Annotated in this window: 23 protein-coding genes and 1 pseudogene; 13 read left to right on the top strand and 11 right to left on the bottom strand. The window is 62.8% G+C overall.

Features of this window, described 5'->3' with window-relative positions; all coding sequences use genetic code 11:
• Positions 1-85 precede the first annotated feature (85 nt).
• Positions 86-319, bottom strand: a complete 234-nt coding sequence (locus ACZYOF_RS16570) for a hypothetical protein (RefSeq protein ID WP_463716422.1) — start codon at positions 317-319, stop codon at positions 86-88.
• Between the two features lie 218 nt (positions 320-537).
• Between ACZYOF_RS16570 and ACZYOF_RS16565 the strand changes: the two genes are divergently transcribed.
• From ACZYOF_RS16565 to ACZYOF_RS16555, 3 genes are all read left to right on the top strand, one after another.
• Entirely contained in the window at positions 538-882 is a 345-nt protein-coding gene (locus tag ACZYOF_RS16565) for a hypothetical protein (protein ID WP_463716421.1), read from the top strand.
• Between the two features lie 176 nt (positions 883-1,058).
• A complete protein-coding gene (locus tag ACZYOF_RS16560) occupies positions 1,059-1,388 on the top strand; it encodes a hypothetical protein (protein WP_130582294.1) in 330 nt (109 codons plus the stop codon).
• A gap of 196 nt (positions 1,389-1,584) precedes the next feature.
• A complete protein-coding gene (locus ACZYOF_RS16555) occupies positions 1,585-2,808 on the top strand; it encodes a GNAT family N-acetyltransferase (RefSeq protein ID WP_463716420.1) in 1,224 nt (407 codons plus the stop codon).
• A gap of 117 nt (positions 2,809-2,925) precedes the next feature.
• Here the strand turns inward: ACZYOF_RS16555 and ACZYOF_RS16550 are convergent, their stop codons facing one another.
• The 3 genes from ACZYOF_RS16550 to ACZYOF_RS16540 form a co-directional block, all read right to left on the bottom strand.
• Positions 2,926-3,564 (bottom strand): NIPSNAP family protein, encoded by a 639-nt coding sequence (locus tag ACZYOF_RS16550; RefSeq protein WP_463716419.1) that lies wholly within the window; start codon positions 3,562-3,564, stop codon positions 2,926-2,928.
• Between the two features lie 132 nt (positions 3,565-3,696).
• Positions 3,697-4,362, bottom strand: coding sequence for a DsbA family oxidoreductase (locus ACZYOF_RS16545; RefSeq protein ID WP_463716418.1), 666 nt, complete (start codon positions 4,360-4,362; stop codon positions 3,697-3,699).
• Positions 4,363-4,422: 60 nt separating this feature from the next.
• A complete protein-coding gene (locus tag ACZYOF_RS16540) occupies positions 4,423-5,244 on the bottom strand; it encodes a helix-turn-helix domain-containing protein (protein ID WP_463716417.1) in 822 nt (273 codons plus the stop codon).
• A 127-nt stretch (positions 5,245-5,371) separates the two neighbouring features.
• Between ACZYOF_RS16540 and ACZYOF_RS16535 the strand changes: the two genes are divergently transcribed.
• Positions 5,372-5,593, top strand: coding sequence for a hypothetical protein (locus ACZYOF_RS16535; RefSeq protein WP_463716416.1), 222 nt, complete (start codon positions 5,372-5,374; stop codon positions 5,591-5,593).
• A 98-nt stretch (positions 5,594-5,691) separates the two neighbouring features.
• Here ACZYOF_RS16535 and ACZYOF_RS16530 read toward each other — a convergent pair whose 3' ends face one another.
• Positions 5,692-6,150, bottom strand: coding sequence for a group III truncated hemoglobin (locus ACZYOF_RS16530; protein WP_463716415.1), 459 nt, complete (start codon positions 6,148-6,150; stop codon positions 5,692-5,694).
• An 84-nt stretch (positions 6,151-6,234) separates the two neighbouring features.
• On the opposite strand from ACZYOF_RS16530, the gene ACZYOF_RS16525 reads away from it, so the two are divergent.
• Complete coding sequence (locus ACZYOF_RS16525) at positions 6,235-6,663, top strand: RrF2 family transcriptional regulator (protein ID WP_394568227.1); 429 nt, start codon at positions 6,235-6,237, stop codon at positions 6,661-6,663.
• Here ACZYOF_RS16525 and ACZYOF_RS16520 read toward each other — a convergent pair.
• A complete protein-coding gene (locus ACZYOF_RS16520) occupies positions 6,660-7,337 on the bottom strand; it encodes an SET domain-containing protein (RefSeq protein ID WP_463716414.1) in 678 nt (225 codons plus the stop codon). The genes ACZYOF_RS16525 and ACZYOF_RS16520 overlap by 4 nt on opposite strands.
• Positions 7,338-7,496: 159 nt before the next feature.
• On the opposite strand from ACZYOF_RS16520, the gene ACZYOF_RS16515 reads away from it, so the two are divergent.
• Positions 7,497-7,682 carry a hypothetical protein gene (locus ACZYOF_RS16515; RefSeq protein ID WP_463716413.1) on the top strand — a complete coding sequence of 62 codons (186 nt, stop codon included), beginning with the start codon at positions 7,497-7,499 and terminating at the stop codon, positions 7,680-7,682.
• Between the two features lie 122 nt (positions 7,683-7,804).
• On the opposite strand, the gene ACZYOF_RS16510 is transcribed toward ACZYOF_RS16515, so the two are convergent.
• Positions 7,805-8,530: a TetR/AcrR family transcriptional regulator gene (locus ACZYOF_RS16510; protein WP_463716412.1), complete on the bottom strand. Its 726-nt coding sequence runs from the start codon at positions 8,528-8,530 to the stop codon at positions 7,805-7,807.
• Between the two features lie 111 nt (positions 8,531-8,641).
• On the opposite strand from ACZYOF_RS16510, the gene ACZYOF_RS16505 reads away from it, so the two are divergent.
• From ACZYOF_RS16505 to ACZYOF_RS16490, 4 genes are all read left to right on the top strand, one after another.
• Complete coding sequence (locus tag ACZYOF_RS16505) at positions 8,642-10,045, top strand: carotenoid oxygenase family protein (RefSeq protein ID WP_463716411.1); 1,404 nt, start codon at positions 8,642-8,644, stop codon at positions 10,043-10,045.
• A 238-nt stretch (positions 10,046-10,283) separates the two neighbouring features.
• The gene (locus ACZYOF_RS16500) at positions 10,284-10,862 is read left to right on the top strand and encodes a hypothetical protein (protein WP_282527820.1); all 579 of its coding nucleotides are present in this window, start codon (positions 10,284-10,286) and stop codon (positions 10,860-10,862) included.
• A gap of 22 nt (positions 10,863-10,884) precedes the next feature.
• Entirely contained in the window at positions 10,885-11,439 is a 555-nt protein-coding gene (locus ACZYOF_RS16495) for an inner membrane-spanning protein YciB (RefSeq protein ID WP_463716410.1), read from the top strand.
• Between the two features lie 93 nt (positions 11,440-11,532).
• Positions 11,533-11,829: a hypothetical protein gene (locus ACZYOF_RS16490; protein ID WP_463716409.1), complete on the top strand. Its 297-nt coding sequence runs from the start codon at positions 11,533-11,535 to the stop codon at positions 11,827-11,829.
• 138 nt (positions 11,830-11,967) lie between these two features.
• On the opposite strand, the gene ACZYOF_RS16485 is transcribed toward ACZYOF_RS16490, so the two are convergent.
• The 3 genes from ACZYOF_RS16485 to ACZYOF_RS16475 all read right to left on the bottom strand — a co-directional run bounded on the left by ACZYOF_RS16485 (position 11,968) and on the right by ACZYOF_RS16475 (position 14,251).
• On the bottom strand, positions 11,968-13,623 hold the full coding sequence (locus tag ACZYOF_RS16485) for a fumarate hydratase (protein ID WP_463716408.1): 1,656 nt from the start codon (positions 13,621-13,623) through the stop codon (positions 11,968-11,970).
• Between the two features lie 98 nt (positions 13,624-13,721).
• On the bottom strand, positions 13,722-14,024 hold the full coding sequence (locus ACZYOF_RS16480; protein ID WP_463716407.1) for a type II toxin-antitoxin system RelE/ParE family toxin: 303 nt from the start codon (positions 14,022-14,024) through the stop codon (positions 13,722-13,724).
• Positions 14,021-14,251, bottom strand: a complete 231-nt coding sequence (locus ACZYOF_RS16475) for a hypothetical protein (protein ID WP_130583767.1) — start codon at positions 14,249-14,251, stop codon at positions 14,021-14,023. The genes ACZYOF_RS16480 and ACZYOF_RS16475 overlap by 4 nt, the downstream gene beginning before the upstream one ends.
• Before the next feature lie 157 nt (positions 14,252-14,408).
• Here ACZYOF_RS16475 and ACZYOF_RS16470 point away from each other — a divergent pair, with 157 nt between their 5' ends.
• Positions 14,409-14,888 carry a hypothetical protein gene (locus ACZYOF_RS16470; protein ID WP_463716406.1) on the top strand — a complete coding sequence of 160 codons (480 nt, stop codon included), beginning with the start codon at positions 14,409-14,411 and terminating at the stop codon, positions 14,886-14,888.
• 80 nt (positions 14,889-14,968) lie between these two features.
• The gene (locus tag ACZYOF_RS16465; RefSeq protein WP_130583863.1) at positions 14,969-15,328 is read left to right on the top strand and encodes a GFA family protein; all 360 of its coding nucleotides are present in this window, start codon (positions 14,969-14,971) and stop codon (positions 15,326-15,328) included.
• 141 nt (positions 15,329-15,469) lie between these two features.
• Here ACZYOF_RS16465 and ACZYOF_RS16460 read toward each other — a convergent pair whose 3' ends face one another.
• Entirely contained in the window at positions 15,470-16,177 is a 708-nt protein-coding gene (locus tag ACZYOF_RS16460) for a glutathione S-transferase (protein WP_463716405.1), read from the bottom strand.
• 155 nt (positions 16,178-16,332) lie between these two features.
• Here ACZYOF_RS16460 and ACZYOF_RS16455 point away from each other — a divergent pair.
• Positions 16,333-16,647, top strand: a pseudogene (locus ACZYOF_RS16455) (DUF3606 domain-containing protein); the annotation flags it as partial.
• Positions 16,648-16,771: the final 124 nt, after the last annotated feature.

Raw genomic sequence — 16,771 nt, 5'->3', positions numbered from 1 at the left:
CGCAGGATGGCTTGCGTATCGAGGGCGATGTGTCGCAGGCCCCCATCAACATCGCAGCGTTGTTCGACGACGGATTGCCGTCAGCTCATTTCGACTTCTTCGCAGCCTCGGTCGGCCGTGCCACGCCCCAGGGATCGTATTTCTCCTTGGGCTCGGGGATGCGTTCGAGCGCAGCCTTGTAGGCCTTCTCGTCGACCTTCGGCTTGCTGTCCTGCTTGCTTCCGGCCCCGTCGCCGTGATGCCGCTTGCCGCCCATCTGGGCATAGGCTGGCATCGCCATCAGCGCCAATACCGCCGCGGCGACCGTTAACTTGCGCATTGTCGTTCTCTCCCTGCCACCCAGTCCCGGTATCTTCATACTGGAAAACGGCAGCATAGCGTGCCGCCGGACCAATTTCAGCAATAGTTGATCGGTAGCGCCCCCCGCGAGGTCACCAATGTTGGTTTGAACAAGGTAAGTACATCGAAATGGGACAGGGCGGCGCTCGCATTACATTGCTGTTAGGTTTGGCGGCTACGCTGGCCGGTTGCGGCTTCGTGGATAGCCGCTCGCCGCTGCCAATGCCGGCGTTCTTGCGCGCCAGGGAGGCCGAGCCGCCGCCGCTTGAAGCACCGCCCGACATCAAGCGGCTGGTCAGCGAAAAACTGGACTCGGTGTTCGTATCGACCTCGCGTCCCGCCAATGTCCGCGTCTCGCAACCCCTGCATGATCCGCGCGGACTGGGATGGACCTCCTGCGTGCGCGCTGAACTGACATCGGTGATGGGCCAGCCCTTGGGCACGCAGACCTATCGCGTCTTCATCAATGAAGGAGGCATCGCCGACCGCCGCCGTGTCGACGGCGACGATACTTGCGCGACGGAGAATTACGAGCCGATCTGATCTCTGCTCCCAATCGCGGAATCGTTCCACCTCAGTGCCGAAAAAAACAATGCCCGTTCGCGAGCGAGCGCCTCACGCGCGCGAACGGAACCTACCATCAAGCCAGTTCCTTCGGAACGAAACCCTCCGCGCAGCTTTGTCAGACGCGAGGGCAGTATCTATGCGGAGGCGGAACCATGAAGACGTTTGCAATCGCTTTGCTGGCCGGCGTCGGCGCGTTGTCTGTCGGCAGCGCGGCCAAGGCCACTGACATTTACAGCACCACGGAGTACAGCAACCCTGAAGTCGTGCAGCAGGTCCGCATGGTCTGCGACGATGACGGGCGCTGCTATCGCACCCGTGGCGGCAGTCGCGTGATCGTCCGCGATTCCTATAACTACATGCCGCGCGAACGCTACATCGAACGCCGCGAATATCGCGACTACGATGGCGGCCCGCGCGCAGGCGTCGGCATTCGTACGCCCGGCGGGACCGTGGGTATCGGCGTCGGTGACGATCGCTGGTAAGCACTGAACAAGACAAAAGGAGCCGCCGAACGCGTTTCGGCGGCTCCTTCTTGCTGAACAACCCGTTAACATTCCCGCTCGAATTGCAGCGCCGAACCAACCGTATTTTGCATTTCTTCCGCTAGTCTTCCGAGTGCGATGACGAGGGGCGACGTCGACAGTTCCTCCATCGCTCACGCACGGGGAAGCGGGGAAAGTGGCCGAGATCGCCGATAAAACGGTTGTCCATCGCGCATCGATCGACGATGCCATGCCGGCGCATGCGCCGTCGAACGGCAGTCCTGCGCTCGCGCCGCTTGCCAATATTCCCATGGGCCAATGGCGCGCGCTCGCCGAGCACGTGGCCGAGCCGAACGCCTATTACCTGCCGGACTGGGTGTTGGCGGTGAGCGCCTCCGCGCGCGGCCGCACCGGCGCGTTGGCGCTCAGCGCCTTCAGCGATGCTCCGCTCGCCTATGACGGACCGGCGCGGATCATCGGGCTGTTGCCGGTAATCTCGCTGTGGCGCGCCTGTAAGATCCCCCTGCCCGCGCTGGTGAGCGCACAACCCTATGGCACGCTGTGCACGCCGCCGCTTGATTGCGACGTCGCCGAAGCAGCAGTGGAGCGGTTGATGCAGGAAGCGCGCAAGGCCGGTGCGCATGCGCTGATCCTGCGCGACATGTCGCTGGACGGCAAGGCGATGCGGGCCTTCACCGAGGTGCTGCGGCTCAACGGCATGCGTCCCCGGCTGATGCAGTCATGCCTTCGCGCCTGCCTCGACGCGACGCGCAATGCCGACGAACTGCTGCTCGAAGCACTCGGAGCCAAGAAGCTGAAGGAGATGCGCCGGCTGCGTCATCGCCTCGCCGAGCACGGCGCTATCAGCTTCGAGGTGGCGCGCACGCCGAATGAAGTCGCAGCCGCGCTTGAAACCTTCCTCGCCCTCGAAGCCAGCGGCTGGAAAGGCAAGCGCGGCACCGCGCTCGTCCAGCACGATGGCGATGCCACCTTCATCCGCCGCGCCACCGCGGCGCTTGCCGAAACTGGCCAATGCGAGATCGTGACGCTCCGCGCCGGCGACAGCCCGGTCGCAGGCGCGATCGTGCTGCGGCACCAGGACCGCGCGTTCTATTTCAAGCTCGGCATCGACGAGCGCTTTGCGAAATATTCGCCGGGCGTGCAGTTGACGCTCGATCTGACGCGCCATCTCTGCAGCGATCCGGCGATCCGCTCGGTAGATTCAACCGCAGCGCCCGACCATCCCATGATCAACCCGATCTGGCGCGGGCGCTTTGCCATCGGCGACGTGCTGATCCCGCTGCGGCGACACGATCCGCTGGTGCCAATGATCCACGCCGCCCTGACCCTGCACCGTTCTGCGGAAGAGACCGCACGTGGCGCTGTTCGGTTCATCAGAAATCGCGGCAAATCCCATTAGCAATCGTAGCCCGGGTGAAGCGCCAGCGTAACCCGGGGCCGCTCGCCATGGTGAGCAGCGGTCCCGGGTTGCGCTGCGCTCCACCCGGGCTACGGGTCACCGCGTTCGTCCCATACCTCATTGCAATGGCGAGTGAGGTGCGGGCAGCATGATGGTCGAGTGCATCTCGTCGAGCAGCGGGCCGCCTTTGCGGAGGAATTCCTGCCACGCCGGATCTTTCAGGGCGTTCGCGCGGGCTTCAACGCGGGCGTTGAGGCTGGGATAGGCCCAGATGTGGCAGACTTCGTTCGGCTGACCTGCCTCGGTCTGCCAGAGGCCGACGATTTTGGAGTATTTCTCGCGTGCCGGCAGCGCCTCGGCGAGCGCTTCGAGCCATTGCCTGACGGCGCCGCCTGGCTTGGCGCGATAGTTGCGGAATTCGTAGATGTTGCCCGTCGATGCCGGAGCAGCCGGTGGCTTCACTGCGCTGAGCAGGCGGATATCCTGACGCTGGATCAGTGGGCGGATCAGCGGAACATACTCGCCGGTCCAGCGCGGATTTTTGGCAAGTTCGCCGCGCAGCCTGCTCCGCTCGTCAAAATCCTTATAGCTCCACAGGTGCATGACTTGATTGAGGGGACCGATCTCGGTCATCCAATAGCCTTCGAGCTTGCCGTAGTCATCCTTGCGGATATCGCGCGACACGGTACTCGCTGCTTTGACCATCTCGCCGACGGACCCGGGCTTCACCGTGTAGGTCCGGAGCTCATAGAGCATGACGTCCTCCCAATTTTCTTTTGATGTTTTTGGCAGCCCGTAGCCCGGGTGAAGCGCAGCGCAACCCGGGACTCTCGAAGACGCTGATGCAGATGTCCCAGGTTGCGCTGCGCTCCACCCGGGCTACGGCCGTTACTCCGCCGCCTCGGCGTTGATCTCGGCGGAAACCTGGCGGATGGCGCGGGCGAGTTGTTCGGCGGGCTGCGCGCCGGAGACTGCGTATTTCTGCGCGAACACGAAGGTCGGCACGCCGGAGATGCCCTTGTCGGACGCCTCCTGCGCCTGCGCCGAGATCAGCGCGACATCTTCATCGGTTGCAAGACGCTTGCGCACGTCGTCGGCATCAAGCCCGACATCGGCCGCAGCCTGCACCAGCACGTCGATGTCGGTGAGGTCGCCGCCGTCGCGGAAGTAAAGCTCCATCAGCCGCTGCTTCATCTCGGCGGCCTTGCCGCTCGCTTCCGCCCAGTGGATCAGGCGGTGACAATCGATGGTGTTGGGCTGGCGCTTCACGAGATCGGGGCGATAGGTCAGCCCCTCCTCGCCCGCGGCGGTGACGACCCGCCCGGCGATGCCCTTGTAGGCCTCGACCGAGCCGAACTTCGCGGTGAGATATTCGTCGCGGCTGATGCCCTCGCGCGGCACCCAGGCGTTGAGGAAGAACGGCCGCCAGTGCACTTCGACAGGCACATCCGGCACCAGCTCGAGTGCATTCTCGATCCGCCGCTTGCCGATATAGCACCAGGGGCAGACGACGTCGGAAACGATGTCGAGACGAAGCGGCTTCAGGGTGCTCATCGGGCGTTCCTCCGCTGGAAAGACGCAGAGATAAGCTCCGAAGGGAACCCCGACAAGCCGCTATTTCATGGCGTCAGCCATCTGCTTTAGCCGCTCGGCGGTCACATCGTCGGCGGGAAAGAAGGTTTCCAATGCCAGTTCCGACAGCGTGATATCGACCGGCGTGCCGAATACCATGGTGGTGGAGAAGAAGCTCAACACCCCGCCATCGTGGCGCAGCTTGAGCGGGATTGCGACATTGTCCGGCGGCAGCGGTCCCGAGCGCGCCGGGATCGGATAGCTCTTCAGGTCCTGATAAAGCTTCAGCAATTCCGGATCGGCCGTCGCCTCGCATTGCCGGTGCAGCCGCTCCAGAAGGTGACCGGTCCATTCGGCAAGATTGACCGTGCGTGCCGCCAGCCCTTCGGGATGAAAGGCAAGCTTGAGGATGTTGAAGGGCTGGCCGAGCAGGCGCTGCGGAATGCCCTCGAGCAGCGGCGCCACCATGCGGTTGGCGGTGACCAGATTCCAGTGCCGGTCATAGGCCAGCGCCGGATTCGGCTCATGCGCCTTCAACACCAGGTCGATCGCCTGCCGCGCGGATTTCAGCGCGGGATCGTCGAGCGAGCGCTGCGGGAAAGCCGGCGCGAAGCCGGCGGCGACCAAGAGCACGTTGCGTTCACGCAAGGGCACCTCCAGCCGTTCGGCCAGCTTCAGCACCATCTCGCGCGACGGCGCAGCACGGCCGGTTTCCACGAAGCTCAAATGGCGCGCCGAAATATCCGCTTCGACCGCGAGATCGAGCTGGCTCAGATGGCGGCGCTGCCGCCATTCGCGCAAGTGATCGCCGACATGAATCGGCCTGCTTGGTTCGGCCCGCGCCGTGGATGCATGTGCGTTCATGAATGGAAAACTACCACGCGGCTTTCGGCCATTCCATTACGTCCGAGATAATCGAAACCTCCTACGTGCGAGGTAATCGAAAAGGCGCGCGGACCGGATCATCTTTTGGGGGCACGAGGAGATGATCATGAGACCCAACCCAAGCCCCTTCCCGTCCGCCGCCGACATCGTCGCGTGGCTGCTCAACCTGGCGACGTGGCTGATCGCGCGTTCGCTGCAACTCCCGGAACCACTGATCTACTCGACCGGCGTCTACGTCGTCGCGCAGGTGCAGGCGGCCGAGACCGGGGCGGCGAAGCGGCTTTGTCCGTTGCGTCTCATGCGTCAGCTCCGTCGGCTGTTCCGCTGAACCATCAACCAGGCTGCGCTTTTACCAGCCGGCTCAAAAACAACGGCCGCCGTGAACGCTCGCGGCGGCCGATTTTTTCTCTTGGGTTGGACCGCAGCTCAGGCGTTTGCGGCCTCGCCGCGCCGAAACCGCTCGCCCTTGCCGAGCATCACGCCTTGCGACCCAGCGATGCCGAGTTCGAGGCTGGCGGCGATCCGCTCCGCGCGCTCGATGAAATGCGCCGCTGCCTCCGGCGGACAGATTTCGCGCGCGGCCTGTTCGAACAATTCAAGCCAGCGGTCGAAATGACCGGCGTCGACCGGCAGCGGCAGGTGTTTTGCCATCGGCGTGCCATGATAACGGCCGGTCATCAGCGCGACCGACGACCAGAACGCGCACATCTGCGAAAGATGCGGCCCCCAATCCCGGATGCGTGCTTCGAACACCGGCCCAAGCACCGCATCGGCACGAACTTTGTCATAGAAGCCGTGCACGAGGTGCTCGATCATGGCCTCGGTGATGCCGGTCTTGGCGACGATGTCGGCCGTGATCTGCTCGCGCCGCTTTGCCCCTGTCATGCCAGCTCTCCTCAAATAGGTATTCTAAATACCCATTTAGGGCAGTATAGCTGTTTCGCAAAACCGGATTTTTGCGGGGCTCCCATGCGCCTCACTTTGTTTACCGATTTCGCCCTGCGCGCCCTGATGCGGCTCGCGGGCGAACCGACGCGCTCGTTTGCGACCAGCGAGATCGCCGCGGAATTCGGCATTTCGCGCAATCACCTGGCGAAGATCGTGCGGAACCTTGCAGATAGCGGCTTCATCATCACCCAGCGCGGGGCCGGCGGCGGTTTTGCGCTGGCGCGGCCGCCGCAGACGATCACGCTCGGCGAGGTCGTGCGCGCGCTGGAGAACGACCAGGCGCTGGTCGAATGTTTTCGTGAGGATGGCGGCGCCTGCGTGCTGACGCCGCGCTGCCGCCTGAAGGGCAGACTGGCAGCGGCGCGAGAGGCCTTCTTGCACGAGCTCGATACGACGACGCTCGCCGAATGCGCCTATCCGGCGCGGCCAAAGGCGGTCAGGCCAATCTAGGCGTGAAGTGGCGCCGCGGAGCTCTTGCGCTTTCCGGCGACGACCTTCTTGCCGGCAGGCTTGGGGCGGCCCGAGCCGTTCAGATACTTGCCGTTGGCCTTGCCGTTCTTCTTTTTCGCCTTTTCTTTGGCCTTCTCTTCTTTGGCCTTCTCTTGGGCCTTGGCCTTTTCCTTGGCGACCTTCTCGGCCTTGCGTTTCGCCTTGCGCTCGGCTTTCTCCTTCAGCCTGAGCCGTTCCGCCCGCGCCTCGGCGCGCTTCTTCTTGCGCTTCTTCTCGCAGGAATCGCATTTGCAGCCGATCGGCTTCAAATAGGCTTTGAAATAATCGGTGCCGTAATCGTAGTTGATTTCCTCGCCCGGCTCGATGTTCTTGACGGCGCGGATATAGATCTTGCGCTTGCGCGGCTTGACGTCGGATTCCGAGTTCGGCCTGCAGGAATGGTTGATATAGCGAGCGACGTTCTCGCGGATCGAGCCGTCGATGGTCCAGCGGTTGGTGAGCTCGAACAGATATTTGTTCTCGATCTCGTCCTCTTCCTTCTTCTTGGAATCCAGAAGCGGCCCGAAATAGCGGATGATCCTGCTACCCTTCTTGATCGGCTTGGTGGCAAAAAGGCCGAGTCCGGTGCGGGAACGGCCGACGCGATAGGGTTTATTGGGCGATATCGAGGGCATGGTAATGTTGAATGAACGGACGCTTCGCACAAGCGACGGCTGTGCGGAGCCGCTCTTCTAGGACAATTCAGCGCCGCTGTCAGGTGTTTCGCGCTCGCTATTGAACCTTGCCCACAATGAACGCGTCTGAATGAGGGGCGGGTTCCTCTGAAGGCCTGCATGATGAAGCTTGTCATAAATGCATGCGTATTTGCCATCCTGTTGACCGGCAGTATTGGCCATTCAGGCGCCCAAACAATCAGCAGCAGCTATACGTCGACGGCGCCAAAGGGCTGCCGCACGGTCGGCAAGCCGAGCGAGTCCGGCGGCACGACGGTTCCGATTGAGTCAGAACCGAAGCTCTAGATTCTTGTTTTGACGCGTTTTCTGCGCAGATAAGTCTACGCAATCTGCGTAAACTTGATTGCTATGCGAACCAGTGTCCACCCTCGGATCAAGTCCGAGGGCATGCTTCGCTCGAAAATGCTTTAGTTGGCCGGCGGACGGAAGGCCGAACTGCGCAGCATCGCATCCAGCAGCGTCTCGACCGATGTGCCCTCGGGCAGCCGCTTCAGTATGTTGGAGAGGCGGTCGTCGAGCAGCAGCGTGGTGAAGCCGTGCACCAGCGACCAGGCACGCACGATCGCAGCGGCCTGGTCGAGCGACAGCTTCTTCTCCTCGATATGCTCATGGCGGCTTTCGCCGACCGCACCGGCAAGGCCGGCGAAGGCAGCGCCTGCGGCCTCGTGCAGCGACGGCCTGGACATATCGAGCCGCTCGGTGCGGAACATCAAGCCGTACATGCCCGGATGCGCCTGCGCATAGGCGATATAGGCCTTTGCGCGCGCCAGCCCTTTCTCCGCAATGGTAGCGCCGCCTGCGACGGCGGTGCGCATCGCGTCGTTGAACTGGCGGAAGCCGATGGCGGCGAGCTCGCTGACCAGGCCGGTCAGGTCGCCGAAATGATGCGTCGGCGCGGCGTGCGAAACGCCGGCCTCGCGCGCCACCGCGCGCAACGTCAGCCCCGCCAGCCCGTCGCGCTCGAGCACGCGCTCGGCCGCCGTCAGCAGCGCCTCGTGCAGCGCGCCATGATGATAGGGTGCCTCGCCCGACCGGCGCTGCCGGCGCGCTGGCCTCGCGGCCGCTTGTTTCGCCGCCCTCCGGGCTTTCGGCGGCGACGTCTTCGCCTTGTTTTCTCTCGACAATCTCGTCATGCGAATCCTTATAGGTCGCAATTTTGACACTGTAAAGATTTTGCTTGACGATCAGCGCGACCACCTGTATTTCTATCTTTACGATGTAAAGATAACATGGAGGGAGTGACGATGCTTGATCAGGCGATCGCTGAGACACCGCGGCCCAACCTGGCGCCGATCCCTTTTGAGGCGGACGCGCCGTTCTTGAAAATATCGGGCGAGTTGCCGCGCGAGCTTAACGGCACGCTCTATCGCAACGGCCCCAATCCGCAATTCGAGTCCCCCGGTGCGCATTGGTTCGTCGGCGACGGCATGCTGCACGCCTTCCATCTCGAGAACGGCCGCGCCAGCTATCGTAATCGCTGGGTCCGCACGCCGAAATGGCAGGCCGAGCATGACGCCGGCCGCGCACTGTTCGGCGGCTTCGGCCGCAAGCTCGCAGATGCACCGCCCGCGACCACCACTGACGGCGGCGTCGCCAACACCAACATCATCTTCCACGCCGGCCGCCTGCTCGCACTCGAAGAAGGCCATCTGCCGACCGAGATCGAGCCCGGCACGTTGAAGCGAACAGAATACTGCGATTATAACGGCGCCATCCAGGGCCCTTTCACCGCACATCCCAAGATCGACCCGAAGACCGGCGAGCTCGTGTTCTTCGGCTATAACGCCGCAGGTCCCCTGACCCCTGCCCTTTCCTTCGGCTCGGTCAATTCGTCCGGCGTGGTCACGCGCTTCGAGCGTTTTGAATCGCCCTATGCCAGCATGGTGCACGACTTCATCGTCACCGAGAACCATCTGCTGTTTCCGATCCTCCCGGTTACCGGCAGCATGGAGCGCGCGATGCGCGGACGCGCGCCTTACGCCTGGGAGCCTGAGAAGGGCGCCTATGTCGGCGTGATGAAGCGCAACGGCTCCGCGCAAGACATCACCTGGTTCCGCGCCGAGAGCTGCTACGTCTTCCACGTGGTGAACGCCTGGGAGGAAGGCAGCCGCATCATCGCCGACGTGATGCAGTTCGAGGAAGCGCCGCTGTTCAACCATCCCGACGGCTCGCCGACGGACCCGAAGAAGAACCGCGCGCGCTATTGCCGCTGGACCTTCGATCTCGCCGGCAATACCGACCGCTTCACGCAAACCTATCTCGACGACCTCACCGGCGAATTCCCGCGCATCGACGATCGCCGCGCCGGCTATGCCTTCGCCCATGGCTGGTACGCCTGCGCCAATCCTGAGCTGCCGATGTTCGGCGCGCTCTCCGGGATCGTGCATGTCGATGGCACGGGCAAGCGCGTTGGCCAGTATCTCCTGCCCGCCGGCGACACCATCTCGGAGCCGGTGTTCGTTGAGCGCGGCAGCGATGCCGCCGAGGGCGACGGCTGGTTGCTCGCGGTGGTCTGGCGTGCCCGGGAGAACCACAGCGACCTCGCCGTGTTCAACGCGCACGACGTCCAGGCCGGCCCGATCGCATTGGTCCATCTCGGCCACCGCGTGCCCGACGGCTTCCACGGCAATTGGGTTGGCGCGAATTGAGCTCGCGCCACGCTCTGCGTCATTCCGGGGCGCAGCGATGCCCCGGAATCCGGCGGTGATCGGCTCACAACTCCGGCATCGCGCTGATGCGCACCCGGAGCGACGCTCTAAACAGCTGAAAAATCTGGACTTATCCGATCTCGCCGTTATTTTGACACTGTAAAGATTTCGCTTGACGGCTTCCCTCGGCGCCTCTAATTTATCTTTACATTGTCAAGATCAGCCTGGAGAGGCGGCCATGACGATCTTTCTCATCCTCGCCCCCTATGGTGCCTTCGCTGCCTTGCTGCTGGTGACGTCGGCGACTGCCAGCCTGTTTGCCGCCGCCGCGATTTGCCTGGCGGTCATCGCATTCGACGCGATGCGCGGCCTCTCGATCAAGATCCTCGGCGTCGGCTCGGTGATCACCTTCGCCGCGATCGGCCTCTATGTCGCTTTCGTCGATCAGCACCTCGGCACGGCTTCGGTGAGGTTCGCAGTCGATACGGGCATTTTCCTGGTTTCGCTTGGTTCGATCCTGGCCGGCCGTCCCTTCACGCTGCAATATGCACGCGAAGTGGTTGACGCCAAGACGACGCAGCAACCCGGCTTCCTGCGCGTCAACTACGTCATCACCTGGGCCTGGACCATGGCAGCGGTGCTGATGATGGTCGGCAACATCGCCATCGTCTATATGCCGAGCTTGCCGCTGTGGAGCGGGCTGCTGATTGCGTTCGCCGCGCGCAACTGTGCGGTCTTCTTTACCAAGTGGTATCCGCACTACCGGATGACGAAATACGGCACGCATCCGGTCAGCGCGCTACCCAGTGCGAACTGAGTATCGCAGGGGGAACATCACGATGAAGGACGTCTTCGCAAGGCTCGCCTCCGATTTCTTCTCGACCATCGTGTTCCTGGCGGTGTATTTCGCCACCGACAACGTTCTGCTCGCGACCGGGATCGCGATTGCCGGCGCGATCGCGCAGGTGGTGCATTCCCGCATCAAGGGCGAGACGCTCGGCTTCATGACCTGGGCGAGCCTTGCGCTGGTGATCGTGCTCGGCAGCGCCACCCTGCTCACCAAGGATCCGCGCTTCGTCATGGCAAAGCCGTCGATTGCGCATTTCGCGATCGGCGCGATCATGCTCAAGCGCGGCTGGATGCTGCGCTACATGCCGCCGATCGTGGTCCAGACCATTCCTGAGTATGTCACCCTCGCCGGCTATGCCTGGGCGCTACTGATGTTGGCGATCGGCGCCGGCACCATCGCGGTGGCGGCGACCGGCGACATCAAGCTGTGGGCGGCCTATGTGACGGTGGTCGCCGCCGGCTTGAAGATCGCAGCCTTCGCGATCCAATACGTCCTCTTCCGCATCATTGTGACGAGCCGGCTGCGCGCCGCCGCCCGCGCTTAATCACCGCACGCCGGAATAGATCGTTGGGCTTGCGCGGCGAGATAGGCTATACCCGCCGCCCAAGCTTCACCATTGAACCTCGGGGAGACAGGCATGGCGGTGGACGGAAACTGGAATCTCACCATGAGCACGCCGATGGGCGATCGGCAGGCGACGCTGTCGCTGAAAAACTCGGGCGGCACGCTCACGGGCACGCAGGGCGCCGAGGGCGATTCGGTTGAGATCTTCGACGGCACGGCCAAGGGCGACGACGTCGCCTGGAAGGTTTCCATCACCAACCCGATGCCGCTCACGCTCGAATTCACCGGCAAGGTGTCGGGCGACAGCATCACCGGCGAAATGGGCATCGGCCCGATGGGCAGCTTCCCGTTCTCGGGGACAAGGGCGTAAACCGGCGCCACTATAGGCGCGGCATTTGCCGCAAACTCAGTCGACATACGCGGGCTTGACCCGCGTAGCTATCTTCTTGGAACGATGGATGGCCGGGTCAAGCCCGGCCATGACGTGTTGTGAGGCCGTTGCGCAACCTCAGCCCAGATTCAACTCCTTGAAGAAGTCGTTGCCCTTGTCATCGACGATGATGAAGGCCGGAAAATCCACGACCTCGATGCGCCAGATCGCTTCCATGCCGAGCTCGGGATATTCGACCACCTCGACCTTCTTGATGCAGTGCTCGGCGAGGTTCGCCGCGGCGCCCCCGATCGAGCCGAGATAGAAGCCGCCGTGCTTCTTGCAGGCTTCGCGCACCGCCGGCGCGCGGTTGCCTTTCGCCACCATCACCATCGAGCCGCCGGCAGCCTGGAACTGGTCGACGAAAGAATCCATGCGCCCGGCCGTGGTCGGACCGAACGCACCGGACGCATAGCCATCCGGCGTCTTGGCGGGCCCGGCGTAATAGACCGGATGGTTCTTGAAGTAGTCCGGCAGCGGCTCGCCGCGATCCAGCCGCTCGCGCAGCTTGGCATGCGCCGCGTCGCGCGCCACGATCATGGTGCCGGTCATCGACACCCGCGTCTTGATCGGATGCTTGGAGAGCGTCGCGAGGATGTCCTGCATCGGCTGGTTGAGATCGATCTTGACGACCTCGCCGCCAAGCGACTGCTCGACCTGCGGCAAATACTGCGCGGGGTTATGCTCGAGCTCCTCGAGATAGACGCCGTCCTTGGTGATCTTGCCGAGCACCTGGCGGTCCGCCGAGCAGGAGACGCCAAGCCCGATCGGCAGCGAGGCGCCATGGCGCGGCAGCCGGATCACGCGCACATCGTGGCAGAAATACTTGCCGCCGAACTGCGCGCCGACGCCCAAGCTTTGCGTCATCTTGTGGATTTCCTGCTCCATCTCCAGATCGCGGAACGCGTTGCCATCGGCCGAACCATGCGTCGGCAGCGCGTCGAGATAGCGGGCGGAAGCGAGCTTCACCGTCTTCATGCAGAGTTCGGCCGAGGTGCCGCCGATCACGATCGCCAGATGATAAGGCGGGCACGCCGCGGTGCCGAGCGTGAGGATCTTCTCCTTCAGGAACGCCAGCAGCCGATCCTTGGTCAGCACCGACGGCGTCGCCTGGAACAGGAAGCTCTTGTTGGCAGAGCCGCCGCCCTTGGCCATGAACATGAACTTGTACGCATCGTCCCCCTCGGCGTAGATCTCGCACTGCGCCGGCATGTTGTTGGCGGTGTTCTTCTCCTCATACATCGACAGCGGCGCTACCTGCGAATAGCGCAGGTTGCGGCGCAAGTAAGCGTCTCGCGCGCCTTCCGACAGCGCCGCCTCGTCATCGCCCTCGGTGATGACGTTGCAGCCCTTCTTGCCCATGATGATCGCGGTGCCGGTGTCCTGGCACATCGGCAGCACGCCGCCGGCGGCGATATTGGCGTTCTTCAGGAAGTCGAAGGCCACGAACTTATCGTTGTCGCTGGCTTCCTTGTCGTCAAGGATGCTGCGCAACTGCTTCAGATGCCCCGGACGCAAATAATGGTTGATTTCGCCGAACGCCGCCTCCGACAACGCCCGCAGCGCCTCGCGCGACACCACCAGCATGTCCCTGCCCAGCACCTTCTCGACCCGCACGCCCTCGGCCGTGACCTTCTTGTACGGTGTCGTGTCCTGCCCCAGCGGGAACAGCGGCGTGTGCTTGTAGGGCGGAACGGGCTTGGACTGGTCGGGGAAAGCGGTGGGAGCGTTCATGGACATGATCTCAGGTTGGGGCCGGGAACGTCGGCCCGGCATCTAGAGCCGTTCTAAGCATTTTTGCCGTAAAAGGAAGGGAATCCGGGAATACCGACTCATCGTTTCGGGGGCTTGCCAGCCTCTCGATCCTGGGCTCCGTGAAACACCGCGGCGACGATGATCCGCTCCTGCGCTCGATCGACTTCATTGACGGCGATGTAGGGCAGCCGCGGTACTGGCCATTCGAAAGTGTCGGCGTCGCGGCCAACTCGCCCCATGAATGGAAACGAGGACAGCAGTTCGATGCTGCTGAATAGCCGCTCCACCACGGCCTTGGCCGCAGCGGGACTGTCCTGAGCGATCCAATGATAGATATTTTCGATATCGGCGATCGCTTGATCGTCGAAGACGAGTTTCATCTATCGCCGCCGACCAGCCGTGCAATGCGGTTGCGCGCCTCTTCGTGAGACACGAGCTGCCGATTAGGATCAGACCTGCGGCGGCGGACTTCCTCGACCTGCTCCTCGGTCAGCTGCATCTCGCGCATGTGCTTGACGTAGTCGAGCAATGCACCCGCGGCTGCGTCCTGTTCGCTGGGCGGCAATTGCTCGACCTGCCGCAGTGCTTCCTGAAGTAGCTTTGTCATAACATCAGTCTAGCACAACAAGCCCTGCAAATCACCCTGGTCAGGGCGCTCTGGATCGCCAGCAACGCCCGGACGCCCATGCTCAACATATTGACGTAATCCGGCAGACCTTGCATGAACCCTGACGGTACAGTTGTGTGCCGCTGGGGGGTATTTCATGACGAGAACACTCGTATCAAGCGTTCATGCCGCAGCGCTCGCCGCCGTGCTCGGGCTTTTCTCCGCCCTCGCCGCTTCGCCGGCGCACGCCGACCAGTGCGACGACATCGCCAAGCAGCTTGCCAGCCAGATCGACGGCCTCAAGGTCAATTTCAAGGCCGCCAACATCGTCTACCTCACCCATCCCGCGACCAGGGAATTGTCGCTCGGCTGCCGCGGCAAGAGCTACTCCGTCGAACTCTATGCCAAGGGCGACCGGCGACCGAAGCCGGAATTCTTTCAACTGGTCAGCTCGGCGGCGGCGATCATCTTCACCGTGCCGAAGGACGACACCACGACCGGCGCCACGCGCTGCCTGAAGCGCATGGGCCTCTTGCGCGGCGACAAGGTCAGCATGCGCTTCCGCCGCCTCAACATGGAATGCACGCGCACCAAGACCGAGGCGTCGATCGCGATCACCCGCGGCAAGGACGAATAGCGCTTCCGCGGCCCGGGACCTGCTGACCGCGCCGAGCCGCTGCGTTATCATGCATTCCCCGGATGCGGTGAGGAAGAGTCATGCCTGACAGCAAAACCTATACCGGCGGCTGCCATTGCGGACAGGTGCGCTTCGAATGCACCTCCGATCTCGCGGTGGTGACCAATTGCAACTGCTCGATCTGCACCAAAAAGGGCCTGCATTTCACCTTCCTGCCGCCGAGGAGTTTTCAGCTCCGCGCCGGCGTGGAGAATTTGAAGGAATATCTCTTCAACAAGCACGCCATCCGCCATCAATTCTGCCTCGACTGCGGCGCCGAGGTGTTTGCCTACGGCAAGAAGCCCGATGGCACCGATGTGGTGGCGCTGAACGTGAGCTGCATCGACGGCATCGAACTGTCGAAGCTCGCGATGACGCCGTTCGACGGGAAGAATCTGTAAGACAGCGCCGTAGGATGGTGGTGTCGTAGGGTGGGCAAAGCGGAGCGTGCCCGCCATTACGAGCAGTGAGCTTGACGGTGGGCACGCTTCGCTTTGCCCACCCTACGCTCCGTCTTGCCCGGCCATGACGGATAGATCGCACTACAGGTCCAATTCCTTATAGTGGCGGAAGATACCCTGCTCGTTGAACGGAATCCTCCGCTCGCTTGCCAGATAGGTCTTGACGTTGGGCCGCTCGGCGATGCGGTCACGCAATTCGATCAGGCGGGGAACGTTCTCCTCGAACGCCTGCATGTGCTTCGGAAAGGCGTAGCGCAGGCCCTCGACGATCTGGAACAGCGACAGATCGACATAGGTGACGCGGCGGCCGGTGACGTAAGCGCCGCCATTCGCCGCCACGATGTCTTCGAAATAGCCTGTGAATTTCGGCACGCGCTCCTTCCAGAATTCCGCGGTACGCTTTTTCGCCGGCGCCTTCTGGTCCTCGTAATAGAGGCCCGGCCCGAGCGGGTGATGGGTGTCGTGAACCTCCAGCACGAGATCAGCGATGGTGAGCTGCATTTGATGCACCCAAAGCCGCGCCGCTTCCGCCTTCGGCGCCAGGCCATGGCGCGCGCCGAGAAAGAAGAGGATGTTGGCGGTCTGCCCGATCACGAGCTTGCCGGCTTTCAGGAAGGGCGGCGCGAAGGGCGGTGTGCCCTTTCCCGCTTCCATCATCGACATCATCGCGCTTGTGCCGCCCGCGCCGCGCGCGACATCGTCATAATCAGCACCCGCATCCTCCAGCGCGAGCCGCACATACTCGCCGCGGCCCTGGATGTCGGGCCAGTAATAGAGTTGATAACGCATTGACGATGCCTCCCTGCGACAGGCTCACGGCAATACCACACTCCTGTGGCCCGCGCTCCGCAGCCGCCTGATCGCAATTGTTTGAAAGCGCGCGCGACGATGTTAGCCTGTTCCGGTCTTGGAACATCCGATTCCCGATCGGACAGGAGAATGTGATGGCGGATAGCAAGAAGAAACGCGGCAGCGCTGATCGCGCACGGATCGCGTTGGGCGAGGCTTATGAGGTCGCCTACTGGTCGAAGAAGTTCATGGTCACGCCGGCCAAGCTGAAATCCGCCGTCAAGAAAGTCGGACATTCCGCCAAGAAGGTGGAAGCCTACTTCAAGGAGCAGAAGCACCTCGCCGCGGACCGTGCGCGGATTGCGGTAAGCGAGCCCTATGAAGTGCGCTATTGGTCCAAGAAGTTCAAAGTCACGCCGGCCAGGCTGAAGGCCGCCGTCGCCGCCGTGGGCCATTCGTCGAAGAAAGTCGCGGCCTATGTGGCGAAGAAGAAAGCTGCTCCCAAGAAGGTAGCGAAGAAGAAAGTCGCGAAGAAGAAAGCCACCAAGAAGAAAGCCGCCTGACGCTCGGCAGGCGGCTTGGGATTCACCAGCT

This window comes from Bradyrhizobium sp. LeoA1Lang, from assembly GCF_055413685.1.
The sequence above is the reverse complement of the archived record's forward strand: the minus strand, read 5'-3'. Positions and strand labels throughout refer to the sequence as shown.

Bases quoted from the DNA above. Each gene is read 5' to 3' on its own strand.
- ACZYOF_RS16465 (WP_130583863.1), top strand. From the start codon at position 14,969: ATGCCTGACAGCAAAACCTATACCGGCGGCTGCCATTGCGGACAGGTG.
- ACZYOF_RS16530 (WP_463716415.1), bottom strand. From the start codon at position 6,150: ATGACAGGGGCAAAGCGGCGCGAGCAGATCACGGCCGACATCGTCGCC.
- ACZYOF_RS16510 (WP_463716412.1), bottom strand. From the start codon at position 8,530: ATGACGAGATTGTCGAGAGAAAACAAGGCGAAGACGTCGCCGCCGAAA.
- ACZYOF_RS16490 (WP_463716409.1), top strand. From the start codon at position 11,533: ATGGCGGTGGACGGAAACTGGAATCTCACCATGAGCACGCCGATGGGC.
- ACZYOF_RS16485 (WP_463716408.1), bottom strand. From the start codon at position 13,623: ATGAACGCTCCCACCGCTTTCCCCGACCAGTCCAAGCCCGTTCCGCCC.
- ACZYOF_RS16475 (WP_130583767.1), bottom strand. From the start codon at position 14,251: ATGACAAAGCTACTTCAGGAAGCACTGCGGCAGGTCGAGCAATTGCCG.
- ACZYOF_RS16520 (WP_463716414.1), bottom strand. From the start codon at position 7,337: ATGCCCTCGATATCGCCCAATAAACCCTATCGCGTCGGCCGTTCCCGC.
- ACZYOF_RS16560 (WP_130582294.1), top strand. From the start codon at position 1,059: ATGAAGACGTTTGCAATCGCTTTGCTGGCCGGCGTCGGCGCGTTGTCT.
- ACZYOF_RS16545 (WP_463716418.1), bottom strand. From the start codon at position 4,362: ATGAGCACCCTGAAGCCGCTTCGTCTCGACATCGTTTCCGACGTCGTC.
- ACZYOF_RS16460 (WP_463716405.1), bottom strand. From the start codon at position 16,177: ATGCGTTATCAACTCTATTACTGGCCCGACATCCAGGGCCGCGGCGAG.
- ACZYOF_RS16480 (WP_463716407.1), bottom strand. From the start codon at position 14,024: ATGAAACTCGTCTTCGACGATCAAGCGATCGCCGATATCGAAAATATC.
- ACZYOF_RS16570 (WP_463716422.1), bottom strand. From the start codon at position 319: ATGCGCAAGTTAACGGTCGCCGCGGCGGTATTGGCGCTGATGGCGATG.
- ACZYOF_RS16540 (WP_463716417.1), bottom strand. From the start codon at position 5,244: ATGAACGCACATGCATCCACGGCGCGGGCCGAACCAAGCAGGCCGATT.
- ACZYOF_RS16535 (WP_463716416.1), top strand. From the start codon at position 5,372: ATGAGACCCAACCCAAGCCCCTTCCCGTCCGCCGCCGACATCGTCGCG.
- ACZYOF_RS16495 (WP_463716410.1), top strand. From the start codon at position 10,885: ATGAAGGACGTCTTCGCAAGGCTCGCCTCCGATTTCTTCTCGACCATC.
- ACZYOF_RS16550 (WP_463716419.1), bottom strand. From the start codon at position 3,564: ATGCTCTATGAGCTCCGGACCTACACGGTGAAGCCCGGGTCCGTCGGC.
- ACZYOF_RS16470 (WP_463716406.1), top strand. From the start codon at position 14,409: ATGACGAGAACACTCGTATCAAGCGTTCATGCCGCAGCGCTCGCCGCC.
- ACZYOF_RS16515 (WP_463716413.1), top strand. From the start codon at position 7,497: ATGATGAAGCTTGTCATAAATGCATGCGTATTTGCCATCCTGTTGACC.
- ACZYOF_RS16505 (WP_463716411.1), top strand. From the start codon at position 8,642: ATGCTTGATCAGGCGATCGCTGAGACACCGCGGCCCAACCTGGCGCCG.
- ACZYOF_RS16525 (WP_394568227.1), top strand. From the start codon at position 6,235: ATGCGCCTCACTTTGTTTACCGATTTCGCCCTGCGCGCCCTGATGCGG.
- ACZYOF_RS16500 (WP_282527820.1), top strand. From the start codon at position 10,284: ATGACGATCTTTCTCATCCTCGCCCCCTATGGTGCCTTCGCTGCCTTG.